We start from the raw sequence: 26284 nt of genomic DNA, 5'->3' as shown, positions 1-26284 counted from the left end.
CGCAGGCCCATGTCGAAAAGCCCGAGTTGGAAGACTCGAGCTGGATATCTCGAGCCGGCGGCAATTCCCCGATGGCGGTCGCGATTGTTTTCAAGTGCCACCGCCGGTTTGCCTGGACCACCGCCGGATCACGGATGGATTTCACCGCTATCGATTTCGAAACCGCCAGTCACCGCAAAGACAGCGCATGCCAATTGGCGGCGGTGCGTGTCAGCGAAGGCAAGATCATCGATTCGGCCAACTGGTTGATCCGCCCGGTCCCAGCCTATTTCAACCCGTCGAACATCCGCATTCACGGGATCACCCCCGATCAAGTCGCCGACGAACGGACCTTCGGTCAGCTTTGGCCCGACATTCAACCGTGGCTGGAAGATCAGATCCTGGTGGCTCACAACGCGGCGTTCGACATCGGCGTGTTGCGTGCTTGCCTGCAACAACATCGCTGCGAGATTCCAGAGCTCAGCTTCACCTGCACCCGCGCGATCGCCAAACGCACTTGGCCTGATCGCCGACGTTATGGTCTGAAACCCTTGGCCACTTGGCTGGGTGTGGATTTTCGTCATCACGACGCTTTGGAAGATTCCATTGCCTGTGCCAAGATCCTGTTGGCCGCGGGGATCAGCCGCAAAGCCGAATCGGTGGCGGATCTGGAATCGCGACTGGGACTTGCCCGCGGCGGAGCCGGCCCCTGGGGATATCGCGGTGCCACCACCCAGCGCCGTCGCCGCAGCCGCCAAGCATCCCAAGCAAACGACACCGCTTTATCCACACCCACGCCACCCCACAGTGAACCGGAAGACACACCCGGCGTCGATTTCCAGCGTCTGCTGATCCGCGCCCAGTTCATTCAGCCTTTGGCAGGACAGCGAATCGTCTTCACGGGTCGGCTGCGGGTCCTGCAGCGTGAACAGGCGGAAAGATTGGCCTGTGAATCGGGCGGCCAGTGCCAAGGCAACGTGAACGGAAAAACCAGTTTGCTGGTCCGCGGATGCCCCGACGAACGAACCGCGGCGGCGGGCCGAACGGAAAGCGTCAAGGAACAAACCGCCCGACAACGCCGCGCCGCCGGCCAAAACATTCGGGTCTTGGACGAAAAAGAATTCTTGGGGCTGATCCTGGGCACCGACACCGTGGGCCAGTGGGTCGGCGAGGAATCGGATCAATCGTAGCCCATCACCGTGCCCACAATCCGGCATATTGGATGCCCCCGATCATGAGCCCCCAAACATGAGTCGTGATGTTGGTGGCGAACATCTAACCCTGTGTCTATCACACCGTGTTGCAATCACATCGATGGTGACACATTTTTCGATACATTTGGCGGATCATCGCTGGATTGGACCTTGCGAACCGTAACATCACAGGCCAGATTACTCTATTGTTCATTGGACCCGTTTTATTGACTTTGGGCTGGTCAGCGGATCGCAATGTCCACCGCCCCTGCTTGTCGGGATGGTCGAAGTGTTGCTCGGCGATTGAGCGGAAAATCGCACACATGCTTCGCCAATACGAAATAGCATTCGGGGACGCGGAATGGATTCACTTTTCGGGTGACGGATCGCTAGGTGATCGCTGTAGATCTCTGCACGGAATGATCACTTACACATGTTTGTTGGACGCACATTCAATCCGAACGCCGTGTCATGCGTGATGCACGGTGGTTTAACCCATCCGCGGGGATTGAACGCCTATTCATCATCGACGGTGCGTCCGTACCACCCCTACCGCGGATCTCATATCACACATTGCAAAGAAGAGAACCTTCATCGAATGAACGATCTGAATGGTTTGCTTGAGTCGGCGCTGGACGAGTCGCAAAGAGAATCAACCACCCAAACCAAAGTGGAAAAGCCCCAATTGAGTAAAAGTGAAAGAGTCCGGCTGTATCTGAAACAGCATCCCGGTGTGCGAAACAAAGATGTCGTCGCCGCATTGTCACACCACGGCGTTAAAGCCGCTGACGTGGCCAACGTTAAAGCCCAGCTGAAACGCAAAGCGGAAAAGAACAAAGGCAAATCGGAACCGGCCGCCGCAAAGTCCGCACCTGTCGCTGCCGAAACGGCCGCCCCCGCCGATTCGTCCAACTCCATCGACGCCACCGTCGGCCTGGATGTTCTGGAACTGGGCATGGAGTTCATCCGCAAATCGGGTGGCGTGAACGAAGCCCAACATGTGCTGAACCTGATTCGCCGCATCCGGCAAATTTAAAACATCGCGACCGGCACCGATCGAGCTCCCACCGATCGTGTTCGCCACGCACTGAAACTGAATCGGACCGCACGCGACCATCCGGACATCGGAATGGCGGCGTGCGGTTTTTCGTTGACCCCGTCGGGCAAAACGCGGTCTCATCCCACGCGGACGCGCCGCGTCGAATATCTTGAAGCGGCTTTCGTCTTTTCGCATCCCCTCCCAAGACATCGTTCTTGCTTCGCCCCGCCCATGACACAATTATCCATGCCCAAGCCATCGTTGATGACACCGTTCACACCGGACCGACCACGCCAAAACCCCAGTTCGATTCGCTGGGTCTGGATGCTGATACTGTTGGTCGTTGCCGGCCAGATTCAAGCGGCGGACACGGCGAAACCAAAACTGATTTTGGATTGTGATACCGCCAACGAAATCGATGACCTGTACGCCATTGTTCGGATGCTGCATCAAGACCAATTCCAGGTCTTGGGGCTGACCTCAACACAATGGCTGCACTATCTGGGTGACCCCGATTCCGTCCAGGCCAGCCAGCGGATGAACGAAGAATTGTTGCGTCGAATGCGGCGCGACGATTTGCCGACACCGATGGGATCCGAAGAACCGATGGGCAAACCTTGGGGCGGCACCGACCCCAAAGACAGCCCCGCCTGTCAATTCATCATCGAACAAGCCCGGTCCATTCCCGATGACCAATCGCTGATCGTCGTGTGCACCGGTGCAACAACCAACCTGGCATCCGCCATCCGGATGGCACCGGAGATCGCCCCGAAAATCAAATGCTACTGCATGGGATTTCGCTACGACGAATCGACTGGGGCTTGGAACAAATCCGAGTTCAATGTCCGTCGCGATCTGAACGCAGCCGATTTTCTGTTGTCTCACCCCGAGGTCGAAATGCACGTGATGACCGCAACGTTATCACAAGCGTACAAGTTCGATCAAAAAGATTCCTTCCGACGCCAAAGTCAGATGGGACCGGTCGGAGCTTACCTGACCGAGGCCTGGACTCGTCGTTTCCCCGACAGTCAAAAATGGGTGATGTGGGACTTGGCTTTGGTCGAAGCGATGTTGCACCCCGAGATGGCGAACGAAAAACAGGTTCCCGGGCCGCCGGAAAATGGCGGTCGACCGATTTGGGTTTACGACCGTATCGACGTGGACGCGATGCGGGATGACTTTTGGAATACGGTCCAACGGTTGGGCTATGACGGAACCTGGTCATTCCATCTGTCCGACGGCTATCCGGTATGGCTGGACATTCGAACCAACGACCTGCAAACCCCCACCGGATCGCTGCTGTGGAGCGTCGGTAGCGCTGGCCCGATTCAAAAAACACGCTGGACCGACGACGGGTCCCTGGCATTCGTTCGTAAACGAAAATGGAAACCGGGGGGCGCGGACGTCGCCTATGAATTGGTCGGCGACTTGATTGCAAAGCTGAACGACGATGATTCGATGACGCTGACGTTTACACAACGAGTGGCCGGCGACGATTCATCCCCCACCGAAACGGTTCGGCTGAGTGGAAAGCGGATTCCATTGATGCCGTCCAAACCAGACTTGGCCAAAGTCGAATTTGGTGAACCCATCGACCTGCTCAGCGAAAACGATTTGTCCGGCTGGTCACTGATCCCGGCGGGAAAGCAAAACGGCTGGCGAGCGGTCGATGGCGTCTTGATCAATGAAACACCCAAGCAGGACTTCAGTGCATACGGCGTCTTTGGAAATTTGGTCACCGACCAGAAATTCAATGACTTTCGCTTGGAACTGGAATACAACGTCCCCGCCGGCGGCAACAGCGGTGTGTATCTGCGTGGGACCTACGAAGCCCAAGTCGTGGACCGTGACAGCAAGATGCAAGGGATCAGTGGCCCCGGTGCAATCTTTGGTCGCATTGCCCCGTCCACCAACGCCGGCAAGCTCGGCGGACAGTGGAACCAGTACGTGCTGACTTTGGTGGACCGACACATCACGGTTCAGCTAAACGGTGTCACCGTGATCGACAATGAACCGTTGGCGGGATGCACCGGCGGCGGCATTGAATCGGACGACACCGCACCGGGACCGATTCTGTTGCAAGGCGATCACACGTCGGTGAAGTACCGCAAGTTGCGACTGTACCCCGTGGTTCAGAAAGACTGACGCATCGTCGACCGCCTCAAGGTCAATTCGACGTATTCAAAAAGTCAGCAATACGGTTCAAGTGGTCCACGGTCGTCGCCATGCTGATCGACGGCCCTGGATGACGGTGGTACCGCATCGGTTCGTCGGCCACCCAGGCACCACGTGAATCGATCGCGCCAACGATCTTTCGGATTCTTGACGCATTGGCTTCGCGACGGCCGATCAACCGATCCAGCCAAGCCTCTCGTGCATCGTCTGCGACCATGCCCCGACCGATGACTTGTTCATAACGCCGTCGCAATCTTTCCGTTCGATCCCCGATTTTAAATGCATAGTGCGTCGGCATGTCGGAATCGTCATACGTCAGGTTGTACTGGCGATCGAAGTACAGCGGCCGGTTGGTTCGCAGTTCATAGAACCGTGCCAACCTTCCGTCGGACAAACGGCTGCGTTGCAGATAATCGATCGCCGGACGAATCGGCTTCAAATACTTTTCGTCCCCGGTCCATTGATACACATCCATCAAAGTGTCGATGACGGCTTGCGATTCCGAGCCACTGACCGCGGGCGGTTCAAACTTCCTTGCCCAGATCGGCTGCATCTGCTGGTTGTATTGCTGGGCCCACGCCCGTTGAGGCGAAGGCAACTGCGCCAACAACAACGAATCGGCCAAGCGGATGGCGGCATCACGATAGGCCGGGTCATCGTAGGTCTCGCTCGCCAAAATCAGCGTCGTCATCAACGTCGACGCCAAGTTGTCGTTCAGGGTGTATCGATGCCAGTATTCGCCGTGGCCGGGATATTCGCGTGGCCATTGTTCGGGAAAGGACGCTTGGATCGGCGGACGCTTGGCATCGACGGGCGGTTGGTCCATCCAAACTTGAGGAAAACCGCCGTTTTCAAACTGGCCCTGACTCATCAGCCCTTTCAATGCATCGGTGGTCATGGCGTGGATGCCGGCATCGCGAAAACCGGTTGCACGATCCAGCTGAACCAGAAACCGAATCGATGACTGTGTCTTGTCATCATCCAAGCTGGATTGGTCCTTGCGTTTCTTCCCCGGCGGTTCGGTCCGATAAGCCCATTTGGCGCGCCGGTCCGGATCAAATTCGATGTGTGCCTGCCAGCCACCGCTACGCATCTGTCCATGCCGCAGCGCACCGGCGGCGGCCATCGCGGCGTCCAGAAACTGTGGATCCGATGTCGCCTGATACAGACGCACAAACGCTTCGCCCACCGCGGGCGTCCCTGGCGGCTGCACCCAGACGGTGGCTGTATCCACAACGCCTTCGCCCTCACGAACTTTCAAATCCGACGAATAACGCCAAAGATATCCGCCATGATCTGCGATGTTTTCCGTCAGAAACGTGGTGGCCAGTTTCGCTGTCCGCAACGCCTGTTCCCGCAGCGGATCTGCGCCGCGGGCGCGATCCGACACGACCGACAACCACACGGTCATGGAAATACCAATGACGATCGTATTACGAAACAGATTACTCATCGGGAAAATCCACCAGTTCGAACTTCGCAATTGTATTGGTCGTGTGCTCGCCATAGTGTCGCTGCATCTGTTTCATCAATGCCCGCAACGTCGGCCATCGTGACCCAGGGGCCTTGTCCTCCGGTTCAATCCCTTGCAACAAATAGGCAAAACGCCGACAGAAATCGCTCACCCGCTGCATCTGCCTGGCCTCTTCAACGCCGTCCCATTCGGGATGTGCCGGCGTGTAGTCCGGCGGCATCTGCTTGGGATTTTGATCCATGACGGGAATCTGGTCATCGATCGCGTGATAGATCTGTGAAAAGAACAGCAGCTGTCGCCCCATCATGTGTTCGGCGTTCCAACGCGGCGTATGAGTGCCGTTGGAGGGCCGAAAGTTCAACTGCTTGTCCGAAAGCTTTGCAAAGACCTGCTGTGACTTTTGGCAAGCCGCTTCCATGGCATCGAAGGGTTTCACCAGCGATGCCTTCATCTGCCACGGCTGGTCGGTCATCCAAAACCACTGCATCGGTTGGTCTTTCAAACCGCTTGCCGATACAGCCATCGTGTTGTGATCGATCCGGTGTGCGTTTGATCCATCGACATCGCTGGATCCCGAAGCACTGGACAGGACGATTCGACGCGGCAGGATCGCTGCGTTGGATTCTTTTCGTGCCCACGCTTGGACTTTAGCCGCATCGTCCGTCGCGATCACCATCACGTCGGGCCGGACATCCCCAACGAATTGTCCCTGCACCGATCGCAGCTGATCGCCGGCGACCACCACGATTGTCACACCATCGGCGTCGATCAAAAACACGCTCGATGCGGCCTGATCCTCCGATCGACCGCCGGGGCAGCGGACGCGAATCGCATGAGGACTTGCCACACGTGTTTGCTCGGCCGGTGTCCACGTGGCCAGCGTTTGATTGGGCAGACGATCCAAAACATGGTTGATGGCCTGATCGGTACCGACGGTGACACGCCCCGATGTGGCGTCCAGATCATTCGCCCTGGCTCCGTCGCTGACGCTCGCTCTGCCGAGATCGATGTAGACCTCCAGCCCCCAAAACGATTCCACCGAAACAACATCGTCGGGCCAAAGTCGGATGGCCAGCGGATCACCCGATTTTGCGAACGCGGAAGCCGATGAACACAACGCGGCCAAACATAGGCAAACCTTTGCCAGTGATGACCGATAAGAATTCACAATTTCGAAAGACTTCATTCGACGGCGCTGCCAATGACGGTGGCTGGAAAACACCGGCAACGTTCGGCCGATGTATTTGCGTAGCATACCGGTCACCGGACGCACCGTTGCGCGTCAAACCGAGATGCGATTACAGGGAAGTCTCCACCGGGATCTCGCCAGCGGTCTCAAACGGGTTGTCGGACCGATTCCCGCGAATCGCCATCACGGAATAGACCGTGGGGATCACCAGGCACGTCAACAGCGAACTGGTCACCAGTCCACCGATCACCACGGTCGCCAAAGGTCGCTGGATCTCCGCACCGTCACTGGTGGACATCGCCATCGGCAGGAATCCCAGGCTTGCCACCAACGCGGTCATCAACACGGGACGCAGTCGATCGTCGGCGGCCGACATCGCGGCGTCCTTCGGCAATTCCCCTGATCGACGGTGATTTTCGGCGTCGCTGACCCAAACCAGGCCGTTCAGCACCGCGACGCCGAACAACGCAATGAAACCGACCCCAGCCGCAATGCTGAACGGCATTCCCCGCAACATCAATGCAAACACACCGCCGCTGGCCGCCATGGGCACGCACAGAAAGATCAACATTGCCAAACGCATCGAGTTGAAACTGGTGTGCAACAACAAAAAGATCAGCACCAGAACCAGCGGCGTGATCAACAGCAATCGCTTGCTGGCCGATTGCAAGTTTTCAAAATCGCCCCCCCAACGCAGCTCATATCCTGCCGGCAAAAGCACTTGATCGTGAATCTGCTGCTTGGCATCGGACACAAAGCTTGCCACATCTCGACCGCGGACGTTGGCCGACACGAATGTCCGACGACGGCCGTCTTCATGTTCGACCGTAGGCGGTGTTTGTTCCAGCGTAATGTCGGCCAATTCACCCAGCGGCACGACTTGTCCACCGGCGATACCAACGGGCAACTGTTTCATCTGCGCGACACTGTTGCGCCAACTTTCGTGCAACCTTACACGAATCGGGAAACGCGCACGGCCCTGCAGGATCTCGCCCACCGGTCGTCCTCCCATCGCCGCCACCACGTCCATTACCGCCGCGGCATCGATGCCGTAGCGTGCCAGCCGATCGCGGCGAGGTCGAATGTTCAAGGTTTCCAACGTGGATTGGATGTCCGCTTTCACATCCGCCGCACCAGGTATTTGCTTCAGCACACGTTCGATCGACTTGGCTTTGTCGGCCAAGACGTCCAAGTCGTCGCCGAACACCAACACGGCCACATCGGCTTTCACCCCGGCCACCAACTCGTCCACCCGCATTTCGATCGGCTGGGTGAAACCGAACGCCACGCCGGGAACTCGGTCGGTCAGGACCGCTTCCATTTCTGCGATCAATTCATCACGGGTCTTTGCCGCCGGCCATTGGTCGGGTGGATTCAGCATGACCCACACGTCCGACTGGTGGACGCCCATCACATCATTGGCGACTTCGGGTCGCCCCGTTTTGGTGAACACGGTTTTGACCTCGGGGAATTGCGTCAACTCCGATTCAACGGCCTGTGCCATTTCTCGTGAACCTTCCAACGACGCACTGGGCAGCCGTACGGCTTCCACCAACAAATCGCCCTCGTTCAAACGAGGCATGAATTCCGCCCCCAAGCCGAGAGCAATCGGAATGCTGATCAAAAACACCATCAACGCGGTTCCGATGGTCAAAACGGGCCATCGCAAACACAGCCCCACCAAAGGCAAATAGAACCGTTTGATCCATCGCAGAAACCAAACCTCTTTTTCTTTGGGCGACTTGGGCAACGCGACCGACGCCAAGGCCGGCATCAACGTCATGGACAGAATCAGCGAACCGCCCAGCGCAAACAGCACGGTCAATGCCATGGGCCGAAACAGCTTTCCTTCGGTGCCTTCCAGCAACAGCACGGGGATGTAGACCACCGCAATGATCAGTTCGCCAAACATCGTCGGTCCCCGGACCTCGATCGCCGCATCGCGTATCACGGCCAGTCGATTCATGCCCGTCGCCGCCGTCTCGGACAGACGCCGGACACAGTTTTCCACCATGATCACCGACGAATCGACAATCAGCCCGAAATCGATCGCCCCCAGACTCATCAGACTGGCCGAGATCCCCAGGGCCAACATCAAATTGGACGCGAACAGCATCGACAGCGGAATCGCCAAGGCCACAATCAGACCGGCCCGGATGCTGCCCAGCATCGCCAACAAGACAATCGCCACCAAAGCGCCGCCTTCGACCAGGTTCTTCAAGACCGTTTTCAATGTCCGCCCGATCAGATCTTCACGGTCATAGATGATCTCCAGCTGAACACCCGACGGCAACGATTCCCGCAATTCTTCGATACGGTCTTTCACGCGTGCAACCACCTCACGTGAATTTTCACCGATCCGCATCATCACCATGCCGGTCACCGCCTCGCCACGACCGTCACGACTGACCGCCCCCTGACGTGGCAACGGTGCGATGCAGATGCGTGCGACATCGGACAGCAACAATGGAAGGCCTTCGTCGTTGCGACGCAGAACGATGTTGCCCAAATCCGATTCGTCGACCAACAATCCCTCGCCACGCAAAAAGCGTTGTTCTCCGTGGTGCACGATGTAACCACCACCTGCGTTCACGTTGGCATCTTCGATCCTCCGGTACAGTTCATCCAATCCGATGCCCAGGGATGTCAACCGATCGGGATCCGGACGGACTTCGAAGCTTTTGTAAAAGCCGCCCATGCTGTTGATCTCGGTCACTCCGGCGACCTCACGCAACCGCGGTGCGATCTGCCATTCCAACAGCGTTCTCAGTTCCATCGGCGACTTCGAATCGTCACGCACTTCGAACTGCAGGATTTCGCCCAGAGCGGTCGTCATCGGCCCCAATTCAGGCGGCCCATAGTTTTCAGGGATTTCGGCGGCTGCCGACGACAACCGCTGGTCCACCTGCGACGTTGCAAAGTAGACATCGGTGCCTTCGTTGAAGACGATCGTGATGACCGACAGCCCGAACTTTGAAACACTGCGGACTTCTTCGACGTTGGGCAATCCACCCATCGCCCATTCGATCGGATACGTCACTTGACGTTCGACTTCCACCGGCGGCAAAGACCCCGCCTCGGTCATCACCGTGACCTGAGTGTTGGTCAAATCGGGCACCGCGTCGATGGGCAAGTGCAATGCACTGCGCAATCCGGCCAAGGCGACCAGGAAAGTGATGACAAACACCAACATGCGGTGGTGCAACGAGAGTTCGATCAATCGCTTCAGCATCGATCACTCCTCTCCTTCCAACAACAGTTCGCTTTTCAACACGAACGCACCTTCGGTCACCACGGGGTCTCCCGCATGCAACCCTTCGGTGATCTGCACGCCCTGTCGGCCGGTGCGTCCCAACTGTACGCCGACGGCGCGAAAGGATTCCCCATCACGGACAAACACGCTGGTCGAACCATCGACGTCGATCACGGCCGATTCCGGTACCACCAATGCCGATTCGATGCGTTGGATCGGTACCGAAACACGGGCAAATTGTCCGGGCCAAAACCATTCGTTGTCGTTGGGAACGGTCAACACCAAGGGAATCGTGCCGGTTTGCGGGTCCAACCGACGCCCCATGAAATGAACGGTCGCGTCGAGCGCTCTTTCCGGCATACTGGTCGGAACCAGCCGCACCGAATCACCGGGTGATACATGGACCGATGCGACATCGTCGTCACGAATGTCTGCACGCACCCACAATCGCGATGTGTCGGCAATGACAAACATGGGCTGACCCGCTGTGACGCGTTCGGTCGGTGCAAACCGCCGCTCCTGGACGACGCCGTCGATGGTGCTGCGAAGCACCAACCGGGAAAGATCACTGCCATCGGCATCGCCCGTTTCATCAACACCGGCTTCGGCAACGCCGCTCGCTTTTCCTGGCTGGTTCAAGTCGGACGACCGCTGTGGCATCTGTCCGGTCAAATTCGCCACTTGCTGGGCCGCCAGATCGACCGATCGCTGCGCGGCCTGGTAACGAACCGTTGCATCGCGAGCCGTTTGTTCAACCTCAAAGCGTGCGGATTCGATCGCGGCGCTCAGCGATGCGGCGGCTTGGTCCACCGATGCTTGCCGTTGCTGAACGACCCGGCCGCTGACCGCCCCGGATTGGCCGATATTGCCCGCCGACCGTGCCAGCCGGTCGGCCAGCAACCATTGGCTGTACTGCATCAGCAAGTCGCCACGGTATTGCCCCAACGTGACATCCTGCATCTCCGCTTTGATCTGTTCGATTGCCTGGCGCTGCTCGATTCGTTCGATCAACTGCAACGTTCCCGATCGGATGGTTTGTTTCCAATCGCTTTCATTGGATGCCAATTCGGCTTCGTCCAAACGACGCAGCCATTCATTGCGTGCTTGACCGATCGCGGGGCTGCGAAAGATCGCAATGACCTGCCCCGACTTTACGTCGTCACCGGGTTTGACTTGGATCGATTCCAAGATGCCGTCGGTCGGCGCGTTGATTGCCACGTGCAGCGATTGATCGTATTCGAACCTGGCGGGGTAAGTCCGCGTGACGATCAATTCGGTGGGCTGAAGTGTCTGGATCTGAATCGCCGCGGCCGCCATCTTTTTGGCCGTCAATCGAACCAGACTTCCTTGAACAACCTCGGTTTCGTCCGACGCATCACCCGATACCGATGCGGATGGCGTCTGTGATGGTGGACTTTGTTCTTGCCAATAGGCGGTAAACGCCAACAGGCCGCCGACGCCAATCATGGCAACGGCAATCCAGTGGTGGATCTTCATAGCGGTGAGAAAAAAATTTCGCTTGGGAAACACACCGACGGGAACATGATTGCAAAACGAATCTTGTTTCCGGCCAGGACCATGTTCACCGATCCGCGATGCCATCGACGGCGATGTGAACGATTCGTTCCGTGACGAATCATTCAATCATCCCGCTGATGGACCAATCGAATTCGACGGTCCAAGGGTGCTGAGATACCGATCAACAACAGCAATTCAATGCGTCGAATCGGTTAACACCTTGCGATACAAAGCACCGCGCAAGGGCGTCCCAGAAAACGTGTTTTGTCCACGCGATACAGACCGCCGCGGATCACATCGCCGTGTCCACGGACCAAGCCACCGGCCATCAACGGGGCAATCGCCAGACCGATCATGTCCAGCGATTCGGTGGCGTTCACACCGCCCCCCAATCCGGCCATCACATCGCCGCCGACGTGACGACTGAACATCGGAATGCTGGGCATCGATTCATCGATCGGATCATCGTGCGACGAATTCGATGGATCGCACGCTCCCGGCCAAACCCAGTGAACATGCCGACATGCGTCATCGGACAAGTCGTGATGACGTTGCGTCAAATGATCATGAAGACGAAACGCAACACCAACGTGTTGATGATCGTGAACAACGGGCACAGGCGCATGCATCTGGCACAGCAAGACCGTCAAGACGATCGGCCATTTAGAAAATGCTGGTGAAAATTGATGCATGATTGCGCCTTTGCGAAAGAACGTGCGACATATTGTATCTGAACGGTGATTTGAAATTCAGCCCAATCGGGCATGGTTTGTCCGACATTTTCTGTTTCGTCTTGCCAGCAAATCACCGCCGGTGCTCGTCCAAAAATCTGCTCTTGTCTGTTCGCGTCGATTCCCCAGGATTGGCTTTCCGTCCCACCTTCTCTGCCGATCCGTCACCCGAACTCCTTCACCCCCTGCCATGCTCCAGCAATCTCGGCCAATTCATTCGGTACTTCTCGGCTTCATTCTTGTCCTGTGTCATTCAATGTCCGTCGTGGTGGCCGATTCCGCCGAAACGGAAAACCAAAACACTGCGAAGACGGATTCCCCCGCGGCACCCCCGAACAATCCGCTGCGGGTCAACGGGCATCCGTTTTATGGTGCCGACCCGTCGGTCATCATCGGCGATGATGGACGTCTGTTTCTGTACCCGACCACGGACAACAAAGACTGGGACCAACAAAAAGGCTGGTCCTGCTATTCAACCAATGACCTGGTCAACTGGACCGATCACGGAACCATTTTTTCCGACAGGGATTCGCGGTGGGGAACCCACAAGGCGTGGGCACCGGACATCACCAAGAAAGACAACAAGTACTACCTGTTCTATTACTTCAACAACGGCGGCAAAGGCCGACAAGGCGTCGGCGTCGCCGAAGCGGAATCCCCCGAAGGTCCCTTCACCGAACTGACCGAACAGCCGCTGGTCCGCGGTCATGACCCGGCCATCTTGAACGACGACGGCGTTTACTGGCTGTACCTACAGGATCGGGTCTACCAACTGGGCGACGACATGAAGTCGATCGTCCAAGGCCCGATCGACCTGAATCTGGAATACCGCCCCGACCGCTTCGAAGCCGCCTACGTCTTCAAACGATACGGCACGTATTACTTCACGATCGCACGCGGCTGGAACAACTTGATCTACTACACCGGGTCCAGTCCGCTGGGACCGTTTGAATTCCGCGGCGAATTCATGAAACCCTACGGCGGCAACAATCACCACAGCATCATCAAGTATCGTGGCCGCTGGATCCTGTTTTACCATCAGTGGGTCAACGACGATCCGAAACACCAGCGCCAGCTTCGCGCCGAATACCTGGACTTCGACGTCGACGGCAGCATCCGAATGGTCCAGCCGACCAGCGAAGGCGTCGATCTGACGGATCTGTTGCCCTAGCCCCACGCGTCTATGTGTTGTCCGTTCACGCGAAACGGTGCCGAGGTTGGACTCGGCGCGATGGAGTTAGCGATAACGTCTTCCGCCGTGCCGTGCGACACCATCCTGATTTTTGCCCCCCATTCGCCGAATTGGCGGAAGAACACCCAACCGGGATCGCCATCGCTGCCCAAGTAGTCGAGCATGTGATCGGCGGTTCGAGACGTAAAGTCGTCCATCACAATCCTTTGTGAATGATGTAGAACGAAAGAAAGTGTGCCTACATTGGGGGCTGTTCTGGGGGCCCTAGAAAGAAACGCGATCCGTCGGGAGTACCTTTTACGTTCCTTGCGAAACCAACCCGCCTAACATGTTTTCGATGTGGGTCACAAGCTCTTGGCTAAACTTGAGAAGACAGGCGTGTTTCTCGAGCAGAAAAACATGCGTCAATTGGGGAGAAGCGTTTTGGTGCAAAACATTATTCCGAATCGCTGTCAACGAATTGACGATGCCCGCCATATCGACTTGCTGGGTCGTCCCATCGGCTTTCTCGATCTCGACATTGATCGCGTCGAACGGATCAGGGACCCCGACTCGACGAAGCAACTTTGCAACTTCTTTCTCGCCGTGTTTGCCATAGCTGAACTTGCAGTCGATTTCAAAATCTCCTGAATCTTGATCCAACCAGAACTTGGCCAACGCTGTAGAACTAACACGAATGTCTTCAAACTTCGCTTGGTTGTAGTGTGATTCTACGTTGCATGACCGACGATGCGTGTAGTGCGTCGATATTTCGATCGGAAGCACGCTACACGGAACATTCTCGGTTCTAATCCAATCCCCGACCTCTTCGACAAGCTCTTCCAAAAAGCACTCGAACTTCGAGGTGAGCAACAAGAGAGCGCATTTAAGAAATACTGCGTATTGCTCGTCCTCGTCGTTCTCGTCGGCTTGGACCGCCAATTCCAAAAGCAGATTGAACTCTTGCAGCGACTCTTCAAATTCTGATCCAGCTTCGATCGACAATGTCATGGTGCTGCCAATACCTCATCGACCATTGAGCAGAACTTCGACACGCGGTAGTCCATCTTCTTTTTGTCGGACGTGCGAACCGTTATCGCGTCGAGGAATTTCGGATCGTTGAATAATTCTATTAAACCGCTCTTGATACCATCTTTGTTTGCCTTCAAGTCAGCTTCGTCGTGAAGTTTGAAGCACGCCAACACCGAATCCATCAATGCGCGATTCAGCCGTCCATCGAAGTTTCCGTCTTCATCGACACGTTGCAATGCGTCGTCGCCAAACACATCCAAGCAAGTTTCGATTGTCGCAATACACTCGCTTTCCATCCGAGCGATTTCCTGCGGTCCAGCATTTTGCTTCTTCCGCATAAAACCGTTCAGCGAAGATCGCATGTTCCCGGTGTATCCCTCGACTGACTTAATCGACGGCGAATAGCCTTCAGACACCATGAAATGTCGAAGAAGAAGTTCGGCATCGGTCATGCGTTTGTGTTTCTCCTTTCGCCGCATGAGCTTTAAGACTGACGGGTGCTCTCGTAGCTTGTGCAAAAGCTGGTTGAACGTTCCTCGGTATAAGCAGTTGCGTAACTCTTGCTCAGAGAGTGTGATCGCACCTTTATTTAGTCGCATGAAGATCTCGTACTTAATGTCGGGATGCGACTCCTTAAAGATCAAGATAATACGGATGATGCCGTTGCGAAGGATTCGACTCGCCTTGGGGTTGAGCTTGTGGTATCGCAAGCGATTCAAGTCGGACAGAACTTCAAGCCCCCGCAACGCAAATTCGTTGTTCATAAAACGGGCAATCGAACTTAGACGCTGGAGCCCGTCGACAACGTTCCAGCAACCATCCTCGTCTTCGGCGACATAGACCACAGGAATTGGAACGTTCAAAAGAATTGACTCGATCAGCAAGGATGCTTTGGTGTCGTCCCAAACATAATCACGCTGATACTCGGGGTTTAGGATGATGTCGCCATTCTTGATCATCTCAACCAGATCGCTGATGCTTTTGTCGTACGCTTGCGTACGGAGCGCCCTCAGATCCTTGGGAATCTCGTCGATCTCACTTTCTTGTTCCTCCGGGGGATCGGAGAATTCCATCACGTCTTCTTCTGGCATCTTTCTTCCTTCGTTCTTGACAAATTACGGTACGGTTTAGTTGTCTACGGTATCTCTACGCTGACTCGGCTAGTTCGATGCCTTTTTGGATGACCGTGTAAGCCATGATGTCGAAGATCGCGCCGGGGTCGATGTACTTGGGATCCCCGAGTTGTTCGTACAACAGACGCAACGCGTAGGCGTCTTGGATGCCCTTGTCGACTTGGTCGCGGAAGATGCCGTCGAGGTAGGCGCGGTCGTGACGGTGGGCGGCGACGGTTTGTTGGATGTTCTCGTCGGCGATCTTTTCTTCTGAGACTTCTTTGATGTGCAGCGCCTCTTCGTCCGTGATCTCGAATTGTTCGCGGATCTTCGCGATCATGTCTTGGACGGAAACTTTCTTCGGTGGTGTTCCACCGCCGCCGCCCCCTTTTCGCGGCTTCGGCTTTTTCTGGCCGCCCGGCATCTCGACCGTCCCTTCGTAGGTGACGGCCGCCTTGTCGACGAAAGTCGCCCGAACCTGTTTCATCAGTTCCGAAACGCTGCCGGCTTTGATTAGTTGCGGACCAACGTACTCACAGAACTCGGCAAACTCGCGAATGTGCGATTCGTAGGCGAAGAATCGATTCAAAAAATGATAAATCTTGACGAACTTGGCCAGCAAATAGACGTACTCTTTGCGCTCGTCGGAATCAGGGGCAAAGTGACCGGCGAACCGCTTTCGCAGTTCATTGACGGCCGTTTGTAGCCTTGCGTCGTCGTTCTCCTCGATCAACTTAACGATCGGCGGCGCGTCGGATTGCTCGAACAGGCCGACGGCCAAGATCTCGTCGTACAAATCGAGGCACTTTTGCGAATCGGGTTCATCGGGATCGTGTGGCGAACCGTGTCGATACTTGTTGAACGCTTTCAGGATCGCTTTGGCGTTGTTCGTGAAGTCAACGACAACGACGTCCGATTTGTCGGGATGGCATCGGTTGAGACGTGAGATCGTTTGAACGGCGTTGCGATCGGCGACGGCTTTGTCCAAGAACATGCCGGCCAATAGTGGTTGGTCGAATCCGGTTTGAAACTTGCTGGCGACCACCATCAACCGATACGCGTCTTCGGCGAATCGGTCTTCGATCAACTCGCCCTCTTTCAAGTCGTTCAATTCGTGTTCCGAGATCACCTTGTTCGTGTCGGGGTGAACGAAGTCCGTGAACGCGTAGAGAACTTTGTAGTTCGCCGCGCGTTCCTTCAACTTGCGTTTGATGATCTGGTAATACAGCAGGCCGGCCAGTCGACTTGTGGCGACGATCATCGTTTTGGATCGGCCGTCGATCAGGTTGGCGACTTGTTCCTCGAAGATCCGCAACATGACTTCCGCCTTGTATTGGATCAGTTCGGGATCTTGGTAGGCGACGTTCTTCAATGCTTTCGAGACAACGCCGGCCGGGTACAATTTTTCCTCTTCGCCGATCGGTAAGATCGAGCAACTCAGGTTGTAGAGCGTCTTGTAGGAAATGATGCTTTGGACTACGTCGACGATGTAACCCTCGGCGATCGCTTCCGCTTCGCTGTAGGTGTCGAACGGTTCGCCGAATAGTTGTTGCGTCGCGGGGCTGGGCGTTGCCGTGAACGCGACGAACAATTGGTTCAGATCGCGTTCCTCGATCACCTTGGCCAACTTGTCTTGCGGATCCTCTTTCTCGGTCGCGTCTTCGACGTCGGGATCGTCCGCCCCGGTCTTGGCCGTTTCGGTGACAACTTCCGCTTCTTCCGCGTCGTCGTCCTCTTCGACGGTGTAGCTTCCCAGTTTTTCCGAGACGGCTTCGGCATCGCGAAACATTCTCGACCGGTCCGTCGCCATGCGTCCCTCTTGGGATCGGTGCGCCTCGTCGATCAAGAACGCAACGCGTAACGTCCTTAATTCGGCGTCATCGGCAAAGCGTTTCAAGATGTAGTGAAACTTTTGTTGCGTCGTGACGATAATCTGGGCTCGATCGCGGATCAGGTCGCCAAGGTTGCGAGCCTTCTTGGCGAACCGGACGACGTCTTTCAGGTGTGAGAACTTTTGCAGATCTTCGCGAATATTCTTGTCGAGCGACTTTCGATCCGTGACCAGAAAGATCATGTTGACCATCTTTTCGGTCGTGCCGGGCTTGTAGATGCTATGCAAGCGATCGGCCAGCCAACACATCGTCAACGTCTTGCCCGAACCGGCCGAATGATTGACGAGGAACTTTCGGCCGACGTCGCCCGTGGTCGCAAAGTGTTCTTGCGTCTCGTCGGCGATCTTCTCGACGACGCGGTGTTGGTGATAGCGGGGAAAGATCGTGAAAGCCGGTTGCTCCGGGCGTTCGGCGGTTGCCTCTTGTTTCGGGGCGCGGACCAGATAGAACGCGATCGCCTCGAGCAAGCTTTCTTGGGACAAGACTTGACGATACAGATACTCGACCGGGTATTCCCCGTCGGTTGTCGGTTCGTTGGTCAGTCCGGTATTGAACCAGCGAAAGTTCTTTTCGCGACTCGGATCGGTTGCGACCATCACATCGGCGGTATCGGCGGCGACGTGCAAGAACGGCAATTGAAAGATGCGGTCGTTGTGGTCGCGGTCGACGTACTGGGTGACGGCGTCGTGGACGTTCTGGTTTTTTTCGTGCTTCAGTTCGATCGTGATGATAGGCAAACCGTTCAGAAAGAACACGAAGTCGGGACGTTTGCCGCCGCCGATGATAAGTTCGGGAATGAACGTAATTCGGTTCTCTTTGTAAAGCGTCGCGGCGACGCTTTCGCTTGATCGGGCTTTCGGGAAATAGAGTTTGAAGTCGTGACCGCGAACGCGTAGGCCGGATCGGATGATCATCCACAATGGCCGGCGGTTAAGTTCGTCGCGAAGTGCTTTGAATATCTCGTCGCGTGAATCGCTGCCGTAGTCGACTTCCAATCGCTCGAGCGTTTCGGCTTGGGTGGCTTTCAGGAACGCGTAGAGATGATCTTCGGCGAAGTAGTAGTCGGTGTCGATAATTTCGGACTGTTCGAGCACAGCGTAGCCATTTTCGCGGACCAGAAAGTCCGCGATATGACGTTGAAACTTGTGCTCGGGCCCTTCAAACATGGCTTTTCACCTTGGCGACGTCGTCTTCCGAGATTCGGCGTTTGCCGGTTACACATTCATGGATTAGTGATTTGCGGTACGCATTCAGACTACGGATTTGATCGCGAGTTACCGCCGCAACTTGATCAATCTGCCGTAGGCGATTCAATAGGAAATCCGCAATTGCCGACTGCTCACATCGTGGGGGAATAGGGACGATCATGTTCTCAAGTTGGTGGCGTCCGATGTTGGGTTGCGCGCTTCCATAGCAGAATATATCAATCTGTTCGCGAACCAATTCTGACTTGATCAGATACGCGATGAATACGTCATCTGAATTGATTGGCCGAAAGGCACCCACACGCTGATTCAGAAAACACGGCTCGTCACACCGAAACACAGCACTCTTCCCAATTGTCGCGCCGGTCATCGCGATCAGAACGTCCCCCGTCTGCAACAGAAAACGAGATAGTGTTTCTCTAAAGTCATTCGGGACGCGTTTTGCTATTGATAGGTCTGGACTATCAACGACTTCACTGATCCTAATGATTGCCGTTCCATCTTCGATGTAGGTTCGACTATCGAACGCGTAACCACTCAGTAGTTCCGCGATGCCCTTCAAACGCCCAACTTTCCAATGCTCTGGTACGCGTGGGAACCAGAGAGCCCCCGAGTCTTTCATCGGGACGTTCGGGTCGAGTCCTTGGGTGACGGCTTTTTGGATGATGGATTTGCGAAGCGCGTCGAGGGTGTCGAGTTGCTTCTGCTTCGTCTCGACCGCCCGGTCAATCGCCTCGCAACTCGCGTCGAGGTAGTCCGCGATGCGTTGCTGTTCGTCGATCGGGGGTAAGGGGACCGGGCAAGTTTTGAAATCACGTTTTCCAATTGCCCAACGTGTGATTCCGGTTGCATGCTTTTCGTAATGTTGGCCAATTGATCGGGACAAATGTAACCACGCTGCGAATGCGCCAAGCAGTCGGCGCCCATCCGCTCGTACTATAGCCAGGTGATACCCACATAACACACCGGGCAAGTCCTCTTTAACCAGAGCAGGGACCGCAATGTCCATTGGGTTCTCGGAGTCTTTAGTTGCAAGAACATCACCGACATTCAGCGCAAACTTGTTGATCTCGTGATCACTTGCAGTCGCGTCCATGAATTCGACGTCGCTGGTGATGAAGTCGTTCTTGTAGACGTCCACATAGTTGCAAAGTCGGACCGGCGTTTCATCGTCGTAGGATTTCTTGTCGACGTTGCTAACGATTATGTCTGCAAACTTTCCAAGTCGATCGGATCCCCAGCTATCGGGAAGCGTTTGCGTCCAGTCTGAGGAGTTGTTGGCCATTGTCATTGGGCGACTTCCTCCGCCAAACCTTTTAACAGGTCTTCCGCTTTTTCTTCGAGTTTCCAAAACTCGCTCAACAGGTCGTCGGCTTTGGGCGGTTCGACATACTTGTAGAAATACTTGTTTGGCAGGATCTCGTAGCCGAGTTGCGGACGGTCTTCCCACCGAATGATTTGTTTCTCGATCTCGCGTTCCAGAAACTCGGGGATGTACTTGTCGGGATCGCCCTTCGGATCGACCGGAATGTATTCGTCGTCTTTGATGTAGTGCCGATGGGTGTAGCTGACTTCTGGTTCCAGCTTGTTCAGCGTGCTGGAGTTGAAGTTCTTCATCTCCTTACCGAACCGATCTTTGATCTCGGCTTTGTAAGCGTCCAAGAACTTGTCGTCCGGTCCGACGGTGATGTCGAACTCGTGGAGCGTTTCGGTCTTGGGGCTCGTCACGCGGATATGGAACGTGATCTCGCTGTCGTAAAACTCTTGTTTCTTGCTGACGTTGCCCGACGTGAAGGAAACCGGGAACGGTTCGGTGATGATCGCGGGTTCGTCGTTTTCGTCGGTTTGCCAGAACACGACTTCGACTTTGTGGAACGCAAAGTCGTCTTTGGTGAAGAACCGGACGTCGTCGTCGGCTTTGCGTCGGTTCCATCCGTTGTGATAGCGATCCTCGATCCATGCCCGATGTCGCTCGACAATTCGGTTCCGTTTGTTACCAAACGATTTGGGTTCTTTTTCGTACTGCTGGCGGGCGTCGATCAGCATGATTCGGCCTTTGCGGCCGATCGCGTCGCGGTCGTTGCGCAGTAGCCAAATGTAGGTGTAGATCCCGGTGTTGTAGAACAGATCGCCGGGCAACATGACAATCGCGTCGAGCCAATCGTTCTCGAGGATCCAGCGTCGGATCTCGCTTTCACCGCTGCCACAATCGCCATTGGATAGCGGCGAACCGTTGAAGATGATCGCGACTTTGCTTCCGCCTTGCTGCGTTTTGCCTTTCTTGGGCGCGGGCTTCATCTTGGCCAAGATGGTTTGCAGAAACAGCAACGATCCGTCGCCAACGCTTGGCATGCCGGCGCGGTATCGCGTCGATTCCAGCTTCTCGGCTTCTGTTTGGTAGCCGTCTTTGCCGCCCCAAGTCACACCGAATGGCGGATTGGAGAGCATGTAGTCGAATTGGTGTTTCGACTCGGGGAATTGATCGCCGGGGTCTTTGCTGCCCTCAACATGCGGGATCAACGAGTTGCCCCAATGGATCGTCGTTTGGGTTTCGTTCCGGATCAACGCTTCGCTACGCGCGATCGCGTAAGTTTCGGCCATCAACTCGGTGCCATGCAACGTGATGAACTTGTCGACGGCCTCGCGTTCTTTGTCTGTCTTGGCTTTGTCGAGTAAGTGTTCTTTGGCGACGTACAACATGCCGCCCGTTCCACAAGCCGGATCGTAGATCGAGGTGTGACGCGTCGGGATCGGGATTTGCAATAGCTCGACCATCAACCGAATGACTTCGCGGGGCGTGAAGTGATCCCCGGCTGCCTCGGCGTGGGCTTCCGAAAATCGCCGCAACAGTTCTTCGTAGATGTACCCCATCTCGAGACTGGAAAGCGATTGCGGCCCGATGTCGAGAATCGAGTATTGGTTCAAGATCGGTGCCAACCGGGCGTTCTTGACCATTTTGCCGATGACGGCCCGGTAGTCGAAGCTATCGAGAATGTCTTGGATGTTCTCCGAGAAGCCTTTCAGGTACGCGCGAAAGTTCTTTTCCAACAGCGTGTGATCTTCTTCGTAGACCTTCCGCATGGTCCACGTCGTCGAGTTGGAGAACCCGGGCGATTGGGCGGGATTCAACTCCAACCCTTTGACCAGTTTCTCCAATGCGTCGTCGGTGATCTTGGGTCGCTTCGATCGGATCTCGTCGGCTTTGGCTTCGCGCCAACGGATCAAGACACACTCGAGACGTCGGATCGTGATGATCGGTAGAACGACGTTTTGGTATTCGTGGGCTTTGAACTTGCCGCGCAGTCGCTCGGCCGACTTCCATATCTCGTCGGCCAGGTTGTTCAGGCGTGATTTGTCGAGGTGCGATTCGGGTTGGTTCATCAGGTCGGTTAGTCCGTTGGTTGGCCCGCGTCGGTCGGCTTGACGCGTCGGCGGTCCGGTCGTCGGTCGCCGCTTGGCTGGGTCGTTGGCTGGGCGGTTCGGTCTACTTGGGTCGTTTCGGTTCGGTTGGCGTGTCTTTGCCGAGCCATCGTTCGATGACGTCACGATGAAACCGCCAATGCTTGCCGACTTTCTGGCCGGGAATCTTGCCCTCTTGGACGAGTTTGTAGAGCGTCGATTTGGAAACCTTCAAATAGGTCGCCAATTCGTCGATCGTGAGAACGTCGTCGAGTTGGGTTGGCATGGCGTCGCGATCCGTGTTCGAGCGTGTTTGGCCCCCTCAAGGGGGCGTGAGCCCCGCAACGTGGTATTGTCGGCGTTCTTAACAGTTGCTGTCAATTAGCGGGCGGTCGGATCGCGTTGTTGCCTGAGCACCGTTGCCAGTAAGGCTCAGAGAATTTGTTCTGCGAGCATGGCAACCACATCGTCGCCAGCGTTCCGCGCAGCAGTTTGCCACGGATCACAGCAGGTTCTGCTCTGGCCCCTCAGAGAATGCGTATCCGTGTGGCCCGATGCCGTATCGCTCAGCCGCTGAATCGATTAGCCGCCGTACAGCAGCGGTGTTTCCACGCCGTTCATCCGCAAGTACACCAACAGGTGGCCGCGGTGGTGTGCGACGTGCGAGATCTCAAACATCTGAAATGTCTCGTAACGTGACATCGTCATCAGAGTTTGTCCCCCCGCTTTCAACGACCAATCGGCGTCCAGAGATTGAACGTCGAAATCCGCCAAGGCCGTCCGAGCCTCTGCAACATTCTTGTCCAACGCTTTCATCGCGTCGGCCACCGTCGCCATCTCGGGTGTCTCATGCGGCGGACCGTCCGGCGGGGCAACATCGAATTCGTCGGCTTTCAAGATGATCTCGGCCCAGCTTGGGACATCGACCAAATGGCTGACGTTCCAGCGTACCGATCGCATCGTCGGGCTCGCCTGGTAGTCCAGCACCGCATCGGTAACAACGTCCAAGACCTGACGCGTCCGCGCGATCTCGTTTTCAAACTGTTGGGTCATCAGACTGCGAATATCGCTCACGGTGGACTCCCATGATCCAAGGGTCGGCTTCGATGTGACGGCCCTTTCTAACGCACTCCAACGGAACGCTTCCGCCACAAGCCCAGCAAGGTATCACGTCCGCGATGCCAAGTCGGCTCCACGACATAACCGGGACGTGATGAATTTTTGACGAAGACGTGATGTCGATGACCACGCCCCGCGATCGGTCCGCCGACCGAATCACGGTTCGCCGGAAAAGTGGAATCAAACGTCATGCGCCGTCGGGTGTTCCCAGTCGCCGCGATACGGCCGCGCCAGTTGCAGATTCGCTTCGTCGTCATCGATCACCCGACCGGCGTCGGCATCCCACGCCAGCGAACGTCCCAAGTGCATCGACAAATTGGCCAACAAGCAGCACGCCGTCGACGCATGACCTTCGGCAATATCGGCAACCGGACGACGGCCTTCACGACGTGCTTCGACAAAGTCCTGCATGTGACGACGCGTGGCGGGTGCGGCGAACATCTCCGTTTCTTTGTGCTGTTGGTCTTCGGGATACTGTTCGCTTTCATCCACCCAGTCACCGTGTTCCGCTTGGCCACGTCCCTTGGGAATGAAATCATAGGAACGAACGCTCAGCTTCAACGTTCCCTTGTCGCCGTACAGCGTCGCACCCCAGGAATAATCGGGTTCCGGATTGGTGCCCCAGTTCCGCTGGTTCCAGGCCACTTGAACGTCGCCAAAATCAAACAAGGCGTTTTGTGTATCGTGAAGGTTGACGTTGGAATCCGGCGGCAACATGTACCGTCCGCCCGTCGCCGCAATCGTCTTGGGCATCCCGAGATCCAAGAAATATCGCACGACGTCCAAGAAGTGCACGCACAGATCGCCGGTCTTGCCGTTGCTGAATTCACCACAGGCACGCCAGCGTCGTGGATGGATGCCGGGGTTATAGTCGCGCCAAGGTGCGGGCCCGACATAGCGATCCCAATCCAGGTTTTCCGGCGGCGCTTGCGTCGCGGGAAAGTCACGAGGCCCGCCACCATAAGCATGCACATCGACGTAGGCGATCTTGCCCAGCTTGCCGCTGCGAATGAATCGATCTCGAGCTTGCAATAAGTGTGGAGTGCTGCGCCGCTGCAACCCGACTTGGACGGTCCGGTTGTATTTCCGCGCCGCGGCGACCATCGCCTGGCCCTCGGCAACATCCCAGCTGATCGGCTTTTGCACGTACACATCCGCACCGGCACGACAAGCATCGATCATCGGCAAACAGTGCCAGTGGTCGGGCGTCCCGATCAACACCACATCGGGCTTGTGTTTCGACAACAGGTCTTCGTGCTTCCCATACGTCGGCGGAACATTGCCCGACGGATGTCGTTTGGAAACCAGTTGCGCGGCTTCCTCGGCCATCTTGGAATCGACATCGCAGATCCCCACGACTTCGACCGGCGCGACTTGGATCAAATGAAACAAGTCGGTCTTGCCATACCAGCCCGAACCGATCAGTCCGACTCGGATCGCGGAATCACCGGCGGTGGCGTAAGCGGATGACTGGACGGCGGCCAGCGACGCGGCGGCGGTGGACGCAAGAAACTCTCTTCGACGCATCTTCTCATTCTCGTCAGGGAAACAGGACGGTTGAAAAACGAAGTTAGCCGAATCTAGCCGGGGTCGGGGCTGCCGAGTCGGTGATTTCGGAAAATTAGGGAAGCGAAACACGCGGGTCGCCTGCCGCCGAACGTAAAAACTCCATGCCACCGATCGGCCAACCGACGCGACGCTGGGAAAACCAACTCGATTTGATTCACCGCCGACCCGCAAGTGAAGTAAAACCAATCGCTGATCGACGGACAACAAACGTCCAGCTGATATGACCCGATTTGATTCGAAGTTGCATCGAGTTACCGATGAAGTTCTGCTACCCCTTTGTAATCGCATCGTTTGTCGGCTTGGCATTGGAAACCGTCGCTGGCGATGACAGCCTGGGGCGTCGCAACGCAAAACCGCAACCGGAATCGGCACAAGTCCTTGAACCTCCGGCACTGTCGACCGGACCTGCCACCGCGGGACGTCGTGTCGCGATTCATGCTCCGGAGTTTGCAGACACAGACATCGTTCACCACGTGTATTTGCCCGACAACTGGAATCAGAACGGACCGCCGTTGCCGATCATTTTTGAATACACGGGCAACCGGCATCCACCGACCGGATCGACCGGCGACCCCAAAGATGCGGTCTTGGGGTATGGGATCTCCGGTGGCCGTTTCATTTGGGTCACGCTTCCCTACGTCGACGAATCTGGCAAACGCAACGCACCGAATTGGTGGGGCGACATCGACGCGACGGTGCACTATGCGAAGGTCAACGTGCCGCGAATCATCCGCCGTTTCAACGCAGATCCTGACGCAGTGTTTCTATGTGGCTTCTCACGCGGTGCGATTGGCGTCAGTTTGATCGGTCTGCATGACGATGAAATCGCCAGCCATTGGACCGCCTTCGTAACGCACGACCACTTCGACGGCGTCCGCCAGTGGCGTGGCACCGACTGGGGTTCGCCACTGGACGATTATCGCGAACAAGCGATCCGACGAATCAAACGCGCCGGGAATCGCCCGTGGTTGGTCAGCCAGAACGGAAACATCGATCCGACGAAAGACTTCTTGCGAGCCTCGCTTTCCCAGACCGAACACTTCACGTTCTTGCCCGTCAATACTCGCGAAGCCTTGGGCGAATTTCCCAATGCATTGGCTAAAGCCGCACACACCGACGCTTGGCTGTTAAAACCTAGTCGCTATCGCACTTCGGCTTGGAACTGGGTCAACGATGTTTTGAGTCCAGCCGATTAGCTGACGCAGCTCGCCTGGCCGGTGCCCCGTCTTCCTAG

At 56.2% G+C, this 26284-nt stretch carries 19 protein-coding genes; 5 read left to right on the top strand and 14 right to left on the bottom strand.

The annotated features are described in order from the left end of the window. Positions 1–134: 134 nt before the first annotated feature. From Mal65_RS09125 to Mal65_RS09115, 3 genes are all read left to right on the top strand, one after another. Positions 135–1169, top strand: a complete 1035-nt coding sequence (locus tag Mal65_RS09125; protein WP_145296305.1) for an exonuclease domain-containing protein — start codon at positions 135–137, stop codon at positions 1167–1169. 601 nt (positions 1170–1770) lie between these two features. After that, positions 1771–2208, top strand: coding sequence for a hypothetical protein (locus Mal65_RS09120; protein ID WP_145296301.1), 438 nt, complete (start codon positions 1771–1773; stop codon positions 2206–2208). Between the two features lie 234 nt (positions 2209–2442). Next, the gene (locus tag Mal65_RS09115; protein ID WP_165701166.1) at positions 2443–4356 is read left to right on the top strand and encodes a 3-keto-alpha-glucoside-1,2-lyase-like domain-containing protein; all 1914 of its coding nucleotides are present in this window, start codon (positions 2443–2445) and stop codon (positions 4354–4356) included. Positions 4357–4378: 22 nt separating this feature from the next. Here Mal65_RS09115 and Mal65_RS09110 read toward each other — a convergent pair whose 3' ends face one another. The 5 genes from Mal65_RS09110 to Mal65_RS26405 form a co-directional block, all read right to left on the bottom strand. Next, positions 4379–5839, bottom strand: a complete 1461-nt coding sequence (locus tag Mal65_RS09110; RefSeq protein ID WP_165701165.1) for a pectate lyase — start codon at positions 5837–5839, stop codon at positions 4379–4381. Beyond that, positions 5832–7046 carry a DinB family protein gene (locus tag Mal65_RS09105; protein WP_145296292.1) on the bottom strand — a complete coding sequence of 405 codons (1215 nt, stop codon included), beginning with the start codon at positions 7044–7046 and terminating at the stop codon, positions 5832–5834. The genes Mal65_RS09110 and Mal65_RS09105 overlap by 8 nt, the downstream gene beginning before the upstream one ends. A gap of 112 nt (positions 7047–7158) precedes the next feature. Beyond that, positions 7159–10281, bottom strand: coding sequence for an efflux RND transporter permease subunit (locus Mal65_RS09100; RefSeq protein WP_145296289.1), 3123 nt, complete (start codon positions 10279–10281; stop codon positions 7159–7161). A gap of 3 nt (positions 10282–10284) precedes the next feature. Continuing rightward, positions 10285–11799, bottom strand: coding sequence for an efflux RND transporter periplasmic adaptor subunit (locus tag Mal65_RS09095; RefSeq protein WP_165701164.1), 1515 nt, complete (start codon positions 11797–11799; stop codon positions 10285–10287). A 233-nt stretch (positions 11800–12032) separates the two neighbouring features. After that, a complete protein-coding gene (locus Mal65_RS26405) occupies positions 12033–12512 on the bottom strand; it encodes a hypothetical protein (RefSeq protein WP_165701163.1) in 480 nt (159 codons plus the stop codon). Between the two features lie 229 nt (positions 12513–12741). Here Mal65_RS26405 and Mal65_RS09085 point away from each other — a divergent pair, with 229 nt between their 5' ends. Then, on the top strand, positions 12742–13722 hold the full coding sequence (locus tag Mal65_RS09085) for a family 43 glycosylhydrolase (protein WP_145296280.1): 981 nt from the start codon (positions 12742–12744) through the stop codon (positions 13720–13722). On the opposite strand, the gene Mal65_RS09080 is transcribed toward Mal65_RS09085, so the two are convergent. The 9 genes from Mal65_RS09080 to Mal65_RS09040 all read right to left on the bottom strand — a co-directional run bounded on the left by Mal65_RS09080 (position 13719) and on the right by Mal65_RS09040 (position 25008). Then, positions 13719–13940 carry a hypothetical protein gene (locus Mal65_RS09080; protein ID WP_145296277.1) on the bottom strand — a complete coding sequence of 74 codons (222 nt, stop codon included), beginning with the start codon at positions 13938–13940 and terminating at the stop codon, positions 13719–13721. The two genes, Mal65_RS09085 and Mal65_RS09080, sit on opposite strands and share 4 nt — an antisense overlap. A gap of 100 nt (positions 13941–14040) precedes the next feature. Next, positions 14041–14733, bottom strand: a complete 693-nt coding sequence (locus Mal65_RS09075) for a HEPN domain-containing protein (RefSeq protein WP_145296273.1) — start codon at positions 14731–14733, stop codon at positions 14041–14043. Further along, entirely contained in the window at positions 14730–15845 is a 1116-nt protein-coding gene (locus Mal65_RS09070; protein WP_145296270.1) for a DUF262 domain-containing protein, read from the bottom strand. The genes Mal65_RS09075 and Mal65_RS09070 overlap by 4 nt, the downstream gene beginning before the upstream one ends. Before the next feature lie 55 nt (positions 15846–15900). Next, complete coding sequence (locus Mal65_RS09065) at positions 15901–18924, bottom strand: DEAD/DEAH box helicase family protein (RefSeq protein ID WP_145296267.1); 3024 nt, start codon at positions 18922–18924, stop codon at positions 15901–15903. Continuing rightward, on the bottom strand, positions 18917–20254 hold the full coding sequence (locus Mal65_RS09060) for a restriction endonuclease subunit S (protein WP_145296264.1): 1338 nt from the start codon (positions 20252–20254) through the stop codon (positions 18917–18919). The genes Mal65_RS09065 and Mal65_RS09060 overlap by 8 nt, the downstream gene beginning before the upstream one ends. After that, positions 20251–22344 (bottom strand): type I restriction-modification system subunit M, encoded by a 2094-nt coding sequence (locus Mal65_RS09055; RefSeq protein WP_145304797.1) that lies wholly within the window; start codon positions 22342–22344, stop codon positions 20251–20253. Before Mal65_RS09055 ends, Mal65_RS09060 begins: the two co-directional genes overlap by 4 nt. A gap of 103 nt (positions 22345–22447) precedes the next feature. Continuing rightward, positions 22448–22648, bottom strand: coding sequence for a helix-turn-helix domain-containing protein (locus Mal65_RS09050; RefSeq protein ID WP_145296261.1), 201 nt, complete (start codon positions 22646–22648; stop codon positions 22448–22450). Between the two features lie 296 nt (positions 22649–22944). Next, complete coding sequence (locus Mal65_RS09045; protein ID WP_145296258.1) at positions 22945–23436, bottom strand: DinB family protein; 492 nt, start codon at positions 23434–23436, stop codon at positions 22945–22947. A gap of 225 nt (positions 23437–23661) precedes the next feature. Continuing rightward, positions 23662–25008: a Gfo/Idh/MocA family protein gene (locus tag Mal65_RS09040; protein WP_145296255.1), complete on the bottom strand. Its 1347-nt coding sequence runs from the start codon at positions 25006–25008 to the stop codon at positions 23662–23664. A gap of 299 nt (positions 25009–25307) precedes the next feature. Here Mal65_RS09040 and Mal65_RS09035 point away from each other — a divergent pair, with 299 nt between their 5' ends. Further along, positions 25308–26246: an alpha/beta hydrolase family protein gene (locus tag Mal65_RS09035; protein WP_145296252.1), complete on the top strand. Its 939-nt coding sequence runs from the start codon at positions 25308–25310 to the stop codon at positions 26244–26246. Positions 26247–26284 lie beyond the last annotated feature (38 nt).

Source organism: Crateriforma conspicua (genome assembly GCF_007752935.1).
Taxonomy (GTDB): Bacteria; Planctomycetota; Planctomycetia; order Pirellulales; family Pirellulaceae; genus Crateriforma; species Crateriforma conspicua.
Note: the sequence above shows the minus strand (reverse complement) of the source record. Positions and strands in the feature narration are given on the sequence as shown.